Annotated in this window: 10 protein-coding genes and 1 pseudogene; 9 read left to right on the top strand and 2 right to left on the bottom strand. The window is 31.0% G+C overall.

All coding sequences use genetic code 11. The features are described 5' to 3' along the window. The first annotated feature begins 10 nt into the window (after positions 1 to 10). From brxL to MKY46_RS18885, 3 genes are all read left to right on the top strand, one after another. A complete protein-coding gene (gene brxL / locus MKY46_RS18895; protein ID WP_340835105.1) occupies positions 11 to 2,056 on the top strand; it encodes a protease Lon-related BREX system protein BrxL in 2,046 nt (681 codons plus the stop codon). Between the two features lie 117 nt (positions 2,057 to 2,173). Continuing rightward, positions 2,174 to 3,943, top strand: a complete 1,770-nt coding sequence (locus MKY46_RS18890) for a DUF262 domain-containing protein (protein WP_340835103.1) — start codon at positions 2,174 to 2,176, stop codon at positions 3,941 to 3,943. A 531-nt stretch (positions 3,944 to 4,474) separates the two neighbouring features. Then, entirely contained in the window at positions 4,475 to 5,398 is a 924-nt protein-coding gene (locus MKY46_RS18885; RefSeq protein WP_340835100.1) for a hypothetical protein, read from the top strand. A gap of 40 nt (positions 5,399 to 5,438) precedes the next feature. Here MKY46_RS18885 and MKY46_RS18880 read toward each other — a convergent pair whose 3' ends face one another. After that, positions 5,439 to 5,624, bottom strand: coding sequence for a hypothetical protein (locus tag MKY46_RS18880; RefSeq protein WP_107949273.1), 186 nt, complete (start codon positions 5,622 to 5,624; stop codon positions 5,439 to 5,441). A 226-nt stretch (positions 5,625 to 5,850) separates the two neighbouring features. On the opposite strand from MKY46_RS18880, the gene MKY46_RS18875 reads away from it, so the two are divergent. The 5 genes and pseudogenes from MKY46_RS18875 to MKY46_RS18855 all read left to right on the top strand — a co-directional run bounded on the left by MKY46_RS18875 (position 5,851) and on the right by MKY46_RS18855 (position 11,357). Next, entirely contained in the window at positions 5,851 to 7,518 is a 1,668-nt protein-coding gene (locus MKY46_RS18875; protein ID WP_340835095.1) for a hypothetical protein, read from the top strand. Positions 7,519 to 8,075: 557 nt separating this feature from the next. Further along, the gene (locus MKY46_RS18870) at positions 8,076 to 8,222 is read left to right on the top strand and encodes a hypothetical protein (protein WP_036122926.1); all 147 of its coding nucleotides are present in this window, start codon (positions 8,076 to 8,078) and stop codon (positions 8,220 to 8,222) included. 611 nt (positions 8,223 to 8,833) lie between these two features. Beyond that, positions 8,834 to 10,120: an S-layer homology domain-containing protein gene (locus MKY46_RS18865; RefSeq protein WP_051891661.1), complete on the top strand. Its 1,287-nt coding sequence runs from the start codon at positions 8,834 to 8,836 to the stop codon at positions 10,118 to 10,120. Positions 10,121 to 10,647: 527 nt separating this feature from the next. Further along, a pseudogene (locus tag MKY46_RS18860) lies at positions 10,648 to 10,884 on the top strand (transposase); the annotation flags it as partial. Between the two features lie 290 nt (positions 10,885 to 11,174). Further along, the gene (locus MKY46_RS18855) at positions 11,175 to 11,357 is read left to right on the top strand and encodes a hypothetical protein (RefSeq protein ID WP_036122923.1); all 183 of its coding nucleotides are present in this window, start codon (positions 11,175 to 11,177) and stop codon (positions 11,355 to 11,357) included. Between the two features lie 290 nt (positions 11,358 to 11,647). On the opposite strand, the gene MKY46_RS18850 is transcribed toward MKY46_RS18855, so the two are convergent. Continuing rightward, positions 11,648 to 12,226 carry a hypothetical protein gene (locus MKY46_RS18850; RefSeq protein WP_036122920.1) on the bottom strand — a complete coding sequence of 193 codons (579 nt, stop codon included), beginning with the start codon at positions 12,224 to 12,226 and terminating at the stop codon, positions 11,648 to 11,650. A gap of 1,221 nt (positions 12,227 to 13,447) precedes the next feature. On the opposite strand from MKY46_RS18850, the gene MKY46_RS18845 reads away from it, so the two are divergent. Further along, complete coding sequence (locus tag MKY46_RS18845; protein WP_036122915.1) at positions 13,448 to 15,052, top strand: hypothetical protein; 1,605 nt, start codon at positions 13,448 to 13,450, stop codon at positions 15,050 to 15,052. Positions 15,053 to 15,172 lie beyond the last annotated feature (120 nt).

The raw sequence follows: 15,172 nt of genomic DNA, 5'->3' as shown, positions 1-15,172 counted from the left end.
AGGTGTGAAAATGGACGAGGTTTCGACACTAAATTTAGATAAAAAATTAAATGTACATTTTGCTGGGCGAGTGGTGCGTAAAGATTTAACCAAGCTGATTAAAGAAGGGGCAAACGTACCTGTTTACGTATTGGAGTATCTATTAGGTATGTATGCAGCTACGGACGATGAGGTAAGTATTCGTGAGGGCGTAGAGCGAGTGAAGAAAATCCTGGCTGAAAATTTTGTGCGACCAGATGAAGCAGAAAAAATTAAATCGAGAATTCGAGAACTCGGTCAATATTCCATTATCGATAAAGTAACGGTTGCCCTAAATCCTAAGATTGATACGTATGAAGCAGAGTTTTCAAATTTAGGACTAAAAGGTGTCCCAGTGCCACCAAGTTATGTGAAGGAGTTTGATAAGCTGCTAGTCGGTGGTATTTGGTGTATGGTGAAAATCGATTACTTCTTTGATGAGGAAGTACGTAATACAAATCCGTTTAGTGTAAGTAATTTAAAGCCAATTCAAATGCCGAATATGGACATAACAGAGGTTTTTGAGGGGCGTAAACAGTTCACGAAAGATGAGTGGATTGATGTGTTAATTCGTTCAACAGGCATGGAACCAACACAGCTTGAAGAACGTGTGAAGTGGCATTTATTATTACGCTTAGTGCCTTTGGTGGAAAACAACTATAATATGTGTGAATTAGGACCACGTGGTACAGGTAAATCGCATGTATATAAAGAAATTTCACCAAACTCTATATTAGTATCTGGCGGTCAGTCAACCGTTGCCAACCTTTTTTATAATATGTCTACACGCAAAGTAGGTTTGGTTGGTATGTGGGATTGTGTAGCATTTGATGAAGTAGCAGGCATCCGCTTTAAGGATAAAGATGGCATTCAAATAATGAAGGATTATATGGCTTCTGGGTCATTTGCACGTGGCAAAGAAGAAAAAAATGCATCCGCATCGATGGTATTCGTCGGCAATATTAATCAAAGTGTAGATGTTCTTTTGAAAACATCTCATTTATTTGCCCCATTCCCACCTGAAATGGCGAACGACACTGCTTTCTTTGACCGAATGCATTATTATATGCCAGGCTGGGAAATTCCTAAAATGCGTCCTGAATTTTTTACGGATCGCTATGGCTTTATTGTGGATTATGTTGCAGAATTTTTCCGTGAAATGCGTAAGCGTTCGTTTGCGGATTCAATTGATCGCTATTTTAAATTAGGGAATAACTTAAATCAGCGAGATACGATTGCAGTGCGTAAAACGGTGTCAGGATTAGTGAAGCTATTGTATCCACATGGTGAATATACACGTGAGGATATTGAAGAAGTCCTGAAATATGCTTTAGAGGGACGCCGCAGAGTAAAAGAACAGCTGAAGAAAATTGGCGGTATGGAATTCTATGATGTAATGTTTTCTTATTTAGATAAAGAAACGATGCAAGAAGAGCATGTTGCTGTTCCTGAGCAGGGCGGTGGAAAGCTTATTCCAGAGGGGATGTTACGACCAGGGCATGTCTATGTTGTAGGTCAAGCACTGACAGGTATGATAGGTGTCTATAAATTAGAAAATCAAGTTGTCAGTGGCACAGGCAAGTTTGATAAAGCTGGTATAGGCTCTAATAGAGAAGTAAAAGAAAGTCTCGATACAGCATTCCGCTATTTCACTGCAAATAGTAAGAGTGTCAGCAATTCGATCAGTATCAAGACGAAGGATTATTTAATGCATCTTACAGACTTACAGGGTATTGGATTAACGGCTCAAGTTGCAATTGCAGAGTTAATAGGTCTTTGTTCAGGAGCGTTAGATAAACCTGTACAGGAGGGTCTTGTGATTGTTGGAAATATGACAGTAGGTGGGACGATTTCGAAAGTAGAGGAATTAGCAAATATTCTTCAAGTATGTGTGGATGCAGGTGCAAAGAAAATTCTGCTACCAGCACCATCAGCAGGAGACTTCTATACAGTACCATCAGATTTAATTGTAAAAGTTCAACCGATATTCTATTTAGATCCGATAGATGCGGTTTATAAGGCATTAGGGGTGAGCTGATTAGCTTTAAGTATTGGTGAATTAACGTATTTTTGATGATTAATATTTGTAAGTAGTAAAAGATTTAATAAAATTGTATTTAGTATTATTGGGGTGAAACAGAAAGGGGAATCGGAAGTGGCAACGACAATCGAAGTGAACAAACAAAGTGTTAAACAATTATTAGAAACAGGAAAAGTTAATAAGTTCATTATTCCTGAGTATCAACGTCCATATGCTTGGTCAGATGAACAAATTCAAACGCTCTTTGAGGACTTAGTAGAATATACAGAAAATAATAACGAAAGTACTTATTTTCTAGGGACAATTGTTTCTTATGAAAATGAGAATGGCGAACAAGAAATTATAGATGGTCAACAGCGAATTACCTCTTTGTTTTTATTACTACGTGCACTTTATTCAAAACTAAATTCAATGACAGAAACAAAAGAAGTTAAAAACTTTAAGGGACAAATTGAATCTGCATTGTGGGAACAAGATGAATTAACTGCTGAGGTCGATTTCGAAAAAACACTTATTGAATCCAGAGTAATGAGAGACGAAGGAAACAAAGTTTTTTCAGAAATACTTATTACAGGCAATGTTGAGAGTTTGGCTAAAGATAACTATTCGTTAAACTACAAATTATTTACAGAGCTAATAGAGAAGTATGCTACAAGTGAGCCAGAGTTGTTTTTCTGGTTCATTCGAAATGTACTAAATAAAGCGATTTTATTACCTATTACGGCAGATTCCCAAGATACAGCATTAACAATTTTCTCCACTTTGAACGATAGAGGATTAGCTTTATCAGATGCAGATATTTTTAAAGCTAAGATTTACAATCAGTTAGATACTAATGGGAAAGCAACTTTCATTGAGCAATGGCAGAAACTTGACGATGAAGCAACTAATGCGAATGAAAGTATTCAAAAACTGTTTTATTATTATATGTTCTATTTGAGAGCGTTAGAAAATGATAGAAATACCACAACACCAGGAATAAGAAAATACTATTCAAGAAATAATTTTGAACAGTTATACAAGAGCGATGTAATGAAAAATTTGAATACGTTACTAAACTTATGGCTTGTAGTGAATAATCGAGTAGAAATTGAAGATGAAGAATGGTCAAAAAATATTGAGATTAAACAAGTACTGGATATATTAACTTCATATCCCAATGAATTTTGGAAGTACCCAGTTGTTATATATTATCTTAAATACAATGATTCGGAAGATTTTGAAGAACTATTTTTGAAATTTCTAAAGAAACTACTTGCAGTTTTGGCAGCGAGATATATAGTTACCCCGACTATTAACGCTGTTAAGAGAGGAATTATAAATTTAAACTCTGAAATTATCAAATCCCCAGTTCCAAAATTTAACTTTCCGAGAGTGAGTGAACAAGAATTAAAAGATAAAATCAAGCTCGCTCATCGTAATACAGTTCGAATGATATTAAAGATTCTTGCTTATCAAAATCAAAAGGACCTACTTCCTGAAAAGTGGGAAATAGAGCATATCTTTCCTCAAAAATGGCAAACAAATTATTTTCCAAGTAACTCTGATAGCGAAGTACAAGAATTAGTAGAACATATCGGAAATAAGATTCCATTTGAGAAAAAACTAAACATTATTGCAGGAAACGGATATTTTAAAAAGAAGCAACAAAGCTATGAAAAATCAAAAGTCCAGCTATTGCTTAATCTTTCTAAACAGTATAAGGATTGGGGTTTAAATGAAATTCGAGAAAGAGACATTCGGATTTCTGATGAGCTATTAATCATACTTAATGATTGGGGCTTAAATCAATTTGAAATACCTAATCAGGAAGAATCTACTCCAGTTCCAACCGCTGAAGAATTAAAAATAATTGAAGAGTTTAAAAGAAAAGGTTTAATTTAAAGTGTGCTGCGGACTAGTTTTGTAAATTAGAATTTTTTAAAAATCATGTTTTGATATATGGTGTGCCATTTTTTTAGCGTTTTGTTGGTATATTAAACAACTTCGAATATCATTACTAATGACGTATATTCTATTTATCCAACTTATCTGATTTCCCACGAGGTTAGCGGTCAGAAAATTCTTTTCACAAACTATATTAGATTCCTATCCTACATCATATATGGTGTAGGATTTTTTTAGCTCATTTTCTTCCACGTAATTTCATTGATTCCACTAATCTATTAACCTTCCTCAATCATACCGTTTTCCCTCTCTTAAAATGTTAGCTAAATAACATTGAAAATTAATTTAGGTGTAAAGCATATTTTTTTGGAATAGTTTCTCTTTGAAGTTTGTAGAATGAAAAAGTTACTTGAAATACAAGCAGCTAAGAAAAATAAATAAGAGGCTGATTTGGCGTAAGAAAAAACGGCAATCCGTTGGGATACCTACGTTAATTAGAAATTCAGCTGCTTCAAAAGAGGATAAAATATGATACATACAGCGGAGTTATCAATCGTACTAGATAAAGAACATTTGCAATTTAGAGAGAATCACTATGGCACGGAACCGATAAACCAAATTTTACATATGCATATGATTAAAGGTATTAGTATCGTTGAATTTTCGAATAAGCCAATTGCATTTTGCAAGCTGGTAATAGATATTCCTTTGATTTTAAATAGAGGGAATGTGGACGAGAACGATTATGAGCAAGTTGAAAGCTATATAAGAAGAGCATTAAGCATCGTATATGGGGATGTGCTGTTATTCGAGCAGCACAATCTTAGTAGAATCGATTATCGATTTGATGTTGAGATTTCCAATGAAAATATTAGGAAGATTTACTTAGAATTATTCAGGAAGTTAAAAAAGAAAACGGCTCACTTGGAAAAAAAGATTTATTTTACGTCACAATATCATCAATGTAAAAGCATCCACATCATCTTCTATGATAAGGAACAAGAACGTGGAGATAAAAATGAACATGTAGAAAGATGGGAAAGAGGGGTGATGAGATTTGAGGTGAGCGTTGAAAAAAATCATTTGAAGTATAAAAAGTATAAAAAAGGTGAGCCACGGTTTTTAAAAGACTACTTTAAGAAAGAAAAATACGCCCACTATATGAACAACTACATTTTGAATATTTGCCCAACAGGTGATTTCTATTCTTACGCGAAGCTAGAAGCAATAATTGCTTCACTGGATTTATCAACTAGAGAAAAATTGCAAATGAAAGAAATTGTGAAATGTGTTTCTAAAGGAAGCTTAGACACGGCAGCTGAAAAATATTCAGCTAGCACATATCGAAAGTATTTGAAGCTGTTCAATGAGCATGGAATAAATCCGATCACGATCCCACCTAAGTACAAGCTGAATTATTTAGAAAGCTTAGTGAAGCAAGCGGTTTTATGAATAGGCGGAATTTCTTCAGTAAAACGCAAAATACCATCGCCTAGTATGTACTAAGCAATGGTATTTTTAGTTTGCAATTAGCATGGTCTTTTGAAATATTTAATAGATCGAATGCCATTGAAAGAATGATTTTTTTCATGTCTGTACTTATTATTTCACCATTGTAAAAGACATCTTGCTCCAGCAAAAGCGATTGCAATTCTAATTTACCAGCTACTACGTTCATTTCTACGATTCCTTTCCAATTGTTATGAAGACACCATTTTTATTTGATTGTTTACTATAAGCAGGGGGTTATTGATATATTCCGTTTTTGAGGAATTACAGCAAGAAAAAAACTGCTAAATACGATTTTGGTTTGCAGATATAGATACCATCTTATAACCAAATAATTTTATAATGGTATAATTTAACTAGAACTTATATATAGAATACAGTAGGAGGGAATAAAATTGTTTGATAAGAAAAAGAGTTATTTTAGCTATTTATTTAATTTACAGAGCGGATTTGCTGCTTTAATGGTTTTATTCATATTATTTTTTAATAACTTTAACTCTATAGTATATTTGAATTTACTTTTTAGGGAGATTAAGAATGGAACATTATATCAAACTATAGATAAAAATTTTATTTCGTTTATTAATGGTGAAAGTATAGAGTTTATTAATAAAAGTTTTAATTTACTTAATGAAATAGCTCTTTTTTTAATAGTTATACTAGTAGTCTATTATGTTTTATATTTTGTCAAACAATATTTAGGTGAATTTAGAGATAACAATAAATTATACTTCTTAGTTTTATTTATATTTAAAGATAAATTAATTTTAAGGGGAGAAAAAGAGATTTTTAAAAAATTATTAAAATATGTTATAAAAGTTTTACTTATTAACCTCCCATTTATTATTGGTATAATTCTATATAATAACAACGAAATAGGGTTTCTATTTTTAATAGGAATAGTAATTGTCTATTTAATTTATGAAAAATTAGATTGCAATCTAATATTAAGAATGTGTTATTTAAATGTAGTAATATCATTTATTTTAGATACTGTAATTATCTTGAATAACATAAGTTTTAACGATATATTGAGTATTGCAGTACTGATAACAATAATTAAACTTTTTGCTTCAACATACTCAGTAGTCTCTTTAACAACTTTGTTATTATACATATTGTTTTTTTTAATTCGAATCGAATACAATATAGCGAGAATTTCCAAAAGGTATATATGTATAAATTTTTCGAAGATTAATTTTAAATCTAAAGAGAAATTCAATGAGGATTTATCAATAGAATTTAAAAATAGAGAAATAATAAAGAAGTCTAAAAGGATGAAAAAAAGGAAGGAATTATTGTATTTTAGGAATTTGGAAAATTTAGTAATAAGTATTTATTTAACAATTTATTTAACTTTATTAATTTTTATTTGTGCAGTATTTAATTTCGAAATTTTTAATAGTTTATTAATAACGTCATTTTTATTTATTTTTATTCGGTTTTTAACCCGTGGTTATGAAATAATTAAAGCATTTTTTAAAGATGCTACTTCTAACGACTTAAAATTATCTAGTTTAACTTATATAGATAGAATTAAGCTAGTAATTAAAAGTTTATTTGAAATTGCAATATATTCTACATTATTGAAGGCTATATATTTTTCTTTAAATAATGGTTTAGAATTGTCTTCAAAAACTATTAAAGACAGTGTAAGTTTTCTTTTTGAAAGTTTTTCAATACAATTCTTTAACATATCATATAGTATTGAAAATGGTTTGTTATTCGCTATAATTCATATTGTTCAAATATTAATATCAGCTTGTTTAATTTTATTATGTATAGCATTATATAGCGGTAGATCGGTAGCAACTTCATTCTATTATATAGAGAAAAATAGTAACAATATTTTTTATTTATACGAAGAACTTTTAGGTAATGGTCAAACAACTACCAAAAGAATTTTGCAATTTAATTCTATTGGGAAATTAAATGAACTTTGGGGAAAAAATGATGTATCAAGTGATTTATATAATATTGCAATTCATGAATATGAAAATCATAAATTGTGGATTCAAGAAAATAAAGAATTAAAAGAAGAGATTCTATTTATAAAAAGATAGAAAGTGTTCTCGCTTGGAGATTTCTTTCTATTTGAAATCTAAATAATCTACAAAATTCTGTATCGTCTCCGACTTAATCTTCTTAGTCATGTGAATGTAAATGTTCATCGTCATATGTTAGGTAGTGGGTGTTTGATACTCATACGAGAAGATGTATTAGGGTGTTTGTTAGGCAATAAAAAGAAGCAAGTTTCCCTGTATGGAGATTTATAATATGGTGTTGACACGTCTGGCTATAATCTGGCTAATAATAATTTAAAGTGCTTGAAAACGTTGATATGACTAGTTTTATAGGCAATTAGTTCAAATTCCCGCCGTCTCCATACATAAAGGTGAGCAATATTATAGCGGTATATAAGAATAAAGGATCATCATCTGAAATGTGTGCGGATACAGATATTTTAAATACATTTGGTTATGATTTATTTACTAAGCTTTTACCGAAACTAAGGTTAAGCAGTACACCAATATAGGAAAAAGGTTTACATCAACAAAATAAGGTATACTATATTTGTTGAATAGATTTCTTTAAAGGCAGGAAAAGTAGGTGAACCAAAGTGGGGAAATATCAATTGGATACTAAAGGTAAGGTGGCTGTGGCAAAGTATCATGAAAAACATAAGCCGGCCAAATTTGATAAAAAGCAGCAACTTGAGAAAATACGTGCTGAGTATTTGAAAAAGAAGCAAGAACAAACAGATTAATAATTTGAATGAAAACATAGGAAGACTAAAATCTCCCTATGTTTTTCTTTGATATTAACGGTAGAATTTTTCAAATTGCAGATTCGGTGACAGAAAACCTTTCATCAAATATCGATTCCTCATTAATCGATTTTGACATTTCTTGTCCCACCCTAGCATTTTTTATTTGTTGTCATAGGGAAGACACTCTCATTGGAAAAAAATAATAAAAGATTTAATACATGGGAAAGTGATGATATTTGAAGGAGTTCATTATTTATATCGTACTAAAGCACAAGAAACTATTGAAAGTTTTAAAGAAGTTGAAATGTAGTAAAGTGAATGTACTCTAATTTGTCCCTCTTATTTGCAAAGATGAGAACGAGCCAACTAGATGGTCATACTGAATCAGTATATGTGCGAGACAACCTCAACCAGCAGTAAAATATAGCTAGAATTTACATAGTGTAGATTTGGTGTGTTCAAACTATAAACAAATTCAGTGAAATTTTTACAAAATGCCCCCCTTTTTTACTAAGCTCCTATTATGATACAAAATCCTCTTATGCAGAAAATATAATTATTGTAATTTAGTATAAATATGATTATTTTTGAAAACAGAGGAGCGTTATATGAGGAAAAAGATACTATTACTAATGGTTGTTTTAACGATTGCGATTAATAATCTTTACTTTGCATCAAATGTTTATGCAGCTGAAATGATTTTTAACGATGTGGATCAAAAGCATTGGGCAGCAAAGGAAATCCAATACTTATCTCAACAAAATATTATTCAAGGAAGTCCGGATGGGAGTTTTGCACCTAATGATAAATTAACGCGTTTACAAATTGCGTTAATGGTTACGAGAGCGAAGGGATATAGTGTGATCGATCGACCTGACCCACAGTTGGTTGATGTAAAAAATGAAGATGCTCATTTCGATATCATTTCTGCCGTCATGGCTGAAGGGGTTTTTGATGATGTTGTAAAGGGGCAAGAATTTAAACCGAACGCATTTGTGACAAGGGAGGAAATGTCATCGATTCTATCAAGAGCTTTTGAATTAAGTGGTCTTTCTTCAGTTCAATTTAAGGATGTTACACCGAACGATTGGGCTTATTCGTCTGTTCAGGCATTAGTGAAAAATGAAATTGTTTTTGGTTTTGCGGATGGGACGTTTCAACCAGAACGCTTTTTAACGAGAGCAGAATTTGCCGTGATGATGGCGAGGTTATTAGATGAAACATATCGTGTAGCACCAGAGCCGCCAAAAGCGCAAGCTCCTGTAGAAGAACCTCAGCTAAATAAAATGTACATAACGGTTCCAATTGTTAAGCAAAATCCAGAATTGCCAAATGGCTGTGAAATAACCTCTTTAACAGCTGTCTTAAACTATTATGGATTTTCCACAAACAAAATGGAAATGGCCAATAATTATTTACCAAAGGAATCATTTACCTATCAAAATAATAAAAGATACGGTCCGAATCCTTATAAGGCATATGCAGGTGACCCTCGTTTAGAGACAGGCTTCTTTTCTTATGCACCTCCCATTGTTGCGGCTGCTGAAAATTTTTTCGTTGGAAGAACGACTAAATATACAGCAACTGATGTAAGCGGCAAGGAAAAAGAGTTTTTCTATGAGAAAATTAATCATAACGTTCCAGTAGTCATTTGGGTAACCTTGGATTTAAGTACGCCAAAAGTATCGTCTTCTTGGTATTTCAGTGATACAAAGGAATATTTTAAAGCACCGATTAATCTACATGCTGTTGTGTTAGTTGGATATAATGAGCTCAATAATACCGTTCATGTGATGAATCCGCTAAAAGGAAGAGTCTCACATAATGCCGAGAAGTTTTTCAGAAGCTATAAAGAACTGGGAAGCCAGGCGATGATTGTTGAGAGAAATAAATAGAGTAGAATAAGGGGTAAAATTAAGTTTGCGAAAGTAATGGATAGTAAGGTTGTATAGTTACATAGGAATTATTTTGATGCTAATATGAAAATTATTTTGTAAACGATATTGATATGCCCATTGTAAAAATGGATTGAAATAATTCACATATCGATATCGATCACTTTTAATGTTGGAAGACAATCCAAAGGCAAGAGGAACTATAAAAGTTGATGATTTATTACAAAAGTAGCTACAAATTAAACAATGGCAAGTTGAAGAACAAGAAAAGAGTAAAAAAATATAGCAAACGGTTATTGAGTAGTGAAGAAAGCTATTATCATCGATAAAAATTAAAGAGGTGAAGACAGCCATATTATGAAGAGGAAACGAGAGTCTGTTTAACAGGCTCTTTTTTTATATTCTTTTGAAAGCCTCTTACAATACGAGTAGTTTCAATAAGCTTTTAGCTATGGACAAGAAAAAAATCCCCAGCCGTACAATGAATCTAGGTCTGGTCAAACGACTTCGTACGAAAGGGGATCCAAATGGATAATAAAAGTTTAGCACATATAACATGGAATTGTAAGTATCACATCGTCTTTGCACTAAAGTATAGAAGGCAAATTATTTATGGTCAAATTAAAGTAGTTATAGATAGAATTCTTCGCCAATTATATGAGGTGTAGAATTTATTGAAACAACCGCCTATCTTATCATTTTCATATTTGATAAGTATCCCACCAAAATTAAGTGTTTCATCATTTGTAGGCTATTTGAAAAGGTAAAGTAGTTTTATGATATTTAATCGACATTCGAACCTGATATAAACGGCTACTTGCTCGCCTTTAGCTGTTAGTGAGAAAATAAAGTGCAGTTGGCGGACCTTTCAGAATGTTGTTAGACATAGGCGAGTACTTCAGCATTAGCGCAGGTATTACGATTGCTAAATATGCTGCCACCTTAGTTAAGGGAACGGTGAAAATTGTTGGGGGTGGTACCATTCAATCGAAAACTATGCTGCCCAAGTGCAAGAAGCACATGAACAGGAACAGCAGTTAGGAGGGGGTGAACAGTGGATCAAATGGATGTAAAAGAACCGATTTCAATTTTTACAAGCGCTTATCAAACCGCAGATTTTATAAAATCAATGGGTGATTTAGCATCATTAGCAGTTAATGTATACTCTTTGATTTGGGAGTTTCTCGTCCAAGTAATTCCTCCTCCGTACTGCTTACAGAGACAGAGTGTAAGGTGAGTAGTACCTTACATACTTATCATATTATTTATAGTGTTTATAGACAAATTAGAGTTTGTAGAAAAATAAAAAGAACAAGTCTAAAAAAGAGCTTGTTCTAATAGTTCATATATTATTAAATATTAGCTTTGATTTTCTCTGTTTCAACAATATAAACCATCACCATTATATTTATTTTTATCCTTCACTGTGCTAAGACATCCTACCGCTTCACCAGCGACGGAGAATAATTTTTCGACCTCCCAACTGGGCATATATCATTAGGAGTTACTCACTTCTCGACATCATAGTCATTGGCAATTCTCCCATTTCAGTTTATTTCCATAGAAGTTATCAAGATCATCAAACGAAGCTCTGAAGACATTTAAATTAAAGTCAGTCGGCTCCAGCGTACCTTGAATGAATCCCAGCATGTCATTCGAGACGTTAGAAGCATCCACAGCCCATTCGTTCACCACTTTATATACTTCTTTGTCATAAGCCGTTTTTTTAGTTATAAGGACCGATGTAGCTAAGTTCTGTGTGATGCCGTTATAAGCGTTGATTGCGTTATCGAAATTTAGTGATCCACCTTCATTAAGTGCCACTCGTTTAAACTCAAGGTAATTAGCATACATTTCGTCTAAAGCAATTGCGTATTCAGGTGATAGACAAGATTTATCAGTAGCTGGCTTGTTTATTACCTCAACTGCTTCTACCTCTTTGGTTTCTATCACCTCAGGATTTTCACCTTCTGGGCTCAAACTTTCTTGTTTGTTCTCTGTAAGATAACCATTGGTTGATAAGAGATACCCTATAACTACAATAGCCATCACTATAATAGATGTTAAAATTGCAATTATTACTTTGTAAACGTTATTCTTTTTCATTTTTCAATAACCCCCAAATTATGCCTTGAAATATAACCATTCTGCCCTAAATACATCTTTTATTTGATCGAATTTATAGGATTTTACTTCAAAAATAAGCATTCCTAATTGTTGATGAAAAACATAATATCAGATTCATACCTAAATGCTTCATTAAATATATTTATTGGCATTTATTATAAATTAAAGGCTTTATTTTTTAAATGCATCTTTTAATATTGTTAATAAAAAGTTCTTTTATTTAACATCTCATTTTGGTTTAATTTTGCATAAAACCACATTACATCATTAAATATAAAAACTTAACTTATAAAATTATTATATACTATAGTGGTAGTTAAGTGGTAACTTATCCCTAATTATCTAATTCTTCTGTAGTGTGAGTATAGAGAGCAGTTTAGTTTTAATATCCAAATGCATGGATAGTCTTTAAGTAAATGCCGAAGATATGAAGAAACCCCGTTTTTTTTTAATTTTTAGTAGGTAGAATGTGGCGATGTCGGTATTTAAACGAGCCCTCCTCTGACATTAATAGATATTGAGGTAGCCTTTTATAAAAACGATAAATGAAAAACTGAAAATTAAATGATAGCAATAATCCGCCTGAATTATTGATTGACCACAGATAACGTGTATGGATCTTTAGAAGAAATTTTTATTGAGTATACAAGATTTCTTTATCAAGGATAAACAACGATTCAACACTATATGTTTTCTAGTATGCCAAGTCAAACAAAATAACTTTATAGATTAGATGAAAACTTTTACTTATACCTATTACTAGCTATATACAGGGATTACTGAAGCGGAGTTTTTTCTAAATAGGATTTAAGACAATTAGAAAAAGCTCAATGCATTGTAATTTCTAATTCTATGTCAATATTTGCGATTACCGCATACTTTTTAATTATAATTTCAGCTTATTAACAATATCAAAATTCCTTATATATTAGGGGGCGGTCTATATTTGAAAACTTAAATTGTTTTTGGTTATTTTATGATTATTTACTATGTAAATTGTAAATTATATCAAAATTTTGTTTTTATAATATGTGTTAAAAATAAGTAATTATATTATTCATGGTTCCGCTTATAGCATAGCTTTCAAATGGATTATTAAAAAATCAGTAGTGAGTATGTACTTTTCGAAAAGTATTTTTTTGTCTTTAAAGTGGAGAGAGCAATTTATATAGCAATACTTAGAATTGGAGGAAGTTAAAAATGGGTAGGAAACAACCTATAGGATTACACAAAGCACAGAAATTTATAATTATTATTAGTGCATTTGTGTTCACTTTATTTTTGGCTATTAAAACGGTGGATTTTACCGATCAAATTCGATTTTTTTCCTTATTGAAGGATAAACAGTTTTTCACTTCTGTTGATAAAAACATTAAAAGTTTATATAATCCAGATTCAAATCAGTTGGATTTATCATTATTAACGAAAAGTATATCGTTTGTTAATGAAGTAATATTGTTATTAATATTGTTATTAGTAATATATTATTTTGTGTTATTTCTAATGAAAATTTTAAATACTGATTTATTGAGACAATTTACCTTATTATTTAAACTAATGAAACATAATTTAACTTATATCTCTTCGTTGAAAAAGGTTTTAACAAACGGTCTATATACTGTACCTTTTTTATTGCCGCTAATTTTTAATTTTGATTGGAACGCAGCTTTACTAATTATCATTGTTTTGTTAATATCATTTCTCTTTGTGAAGTATTTATATGTAAGGACATATAAAATCATTGCTATAAGTCTAGTAATTACAATCATTTTGGATTTTATAATCATTTATAATTTTCATATAGAATATAAAAAATTATTAAAAATGATTGATTTCTTTACAGCTACATATTCTTTTATAAGTATGATGGTTATTATAATTTGGGTATTTTATCGAACGATTAAGTTTGAATATTTAATAGCAGATTTAGAGAAAAAAATTTTGTTTGTTGAATATTTTACTGTTGATAAAAAGATTGGCTTTTATTCATCATTAGAGATTAGTTTTTTTAAGCGAAAAAGATATAGTAGGCGAGAAATTGCGAATGAGAGAGCGCGTATAATTAAACGCCGTAATAGTATGAATTTATATATAAGTTTTTATATTACAGTAATTGTATTCGCAACAGCATTATTGTTATTGAAAGTTTCTAATGACTATTTTTTAAAATTTTTAATCATGTCACTTCTGTTTATTTCCACAAGATTTTTAATGAGAGGATATGAGATTTTAAAAGCGTTTATTGCCGATGTAATTTCGGATCGCATAAAGTCGTCTTCTTTAAACTCAATGGATAGAATATTACTGATTATAAAAAGTCTAATCGAGATTGCGTTTCTATCATTCATTGTGAAGGTAACTTATTATTATTTAGTGAATGATTTAAGCAGTAGTTCGATTGAAGTTAAAAATATAATTAATTTGTTTTTGGGAAGCTTCGCTACACAATTATTTAATGTATCATATTCCCTTGATCAAGGTATATTCTTTGGAATTATTCACATAATACAAATCATAATTTCAAGTTGTTTAATCTTATTCTGTTTTGCGTTATATAGCGGCAAAATAATCAAATATCCTAAATATGAAGTAACCAAAAACTTGTTAGGTAAGTTTGAAGTTTATGAGTATAATGATCAAACAGGTAACAATATACTTGAGTTTGAAAATTTATTACAACTGAGAAGAGATTTAAGCACAGCTAAAAATAGTAAAATTATGTATATGAATATAAAAGAAGCATATAATTATTTATTAGATTGGGAACAAAAAAATGATGAATTAAAGTCATATTTGCAGAAATAAAAAAGCTTTATTTGATGATTTTAAAGTATAAAAGTTCCATTTTTTTGTGAAGTTTTAATATGGAAATCCTGTTATTTCAATTCTTTCGGACAAACTTAATAAAGTCACATAATATCTTAG

The organism is Lysinibacillus sp. FSL M8-0355 (assembly GCF_038008985.1).
Lineage (GTDB): Bacteria > Bacillota > Bacilli > Bacillales_A > Planococcaceae > Lysinibacillus > Lysinibacillus fusiformis_D.
Note: the sequence above shows the minus strand (reverse complement) of the source record. Positions and strands in the feature narration are given on the sequence as shown.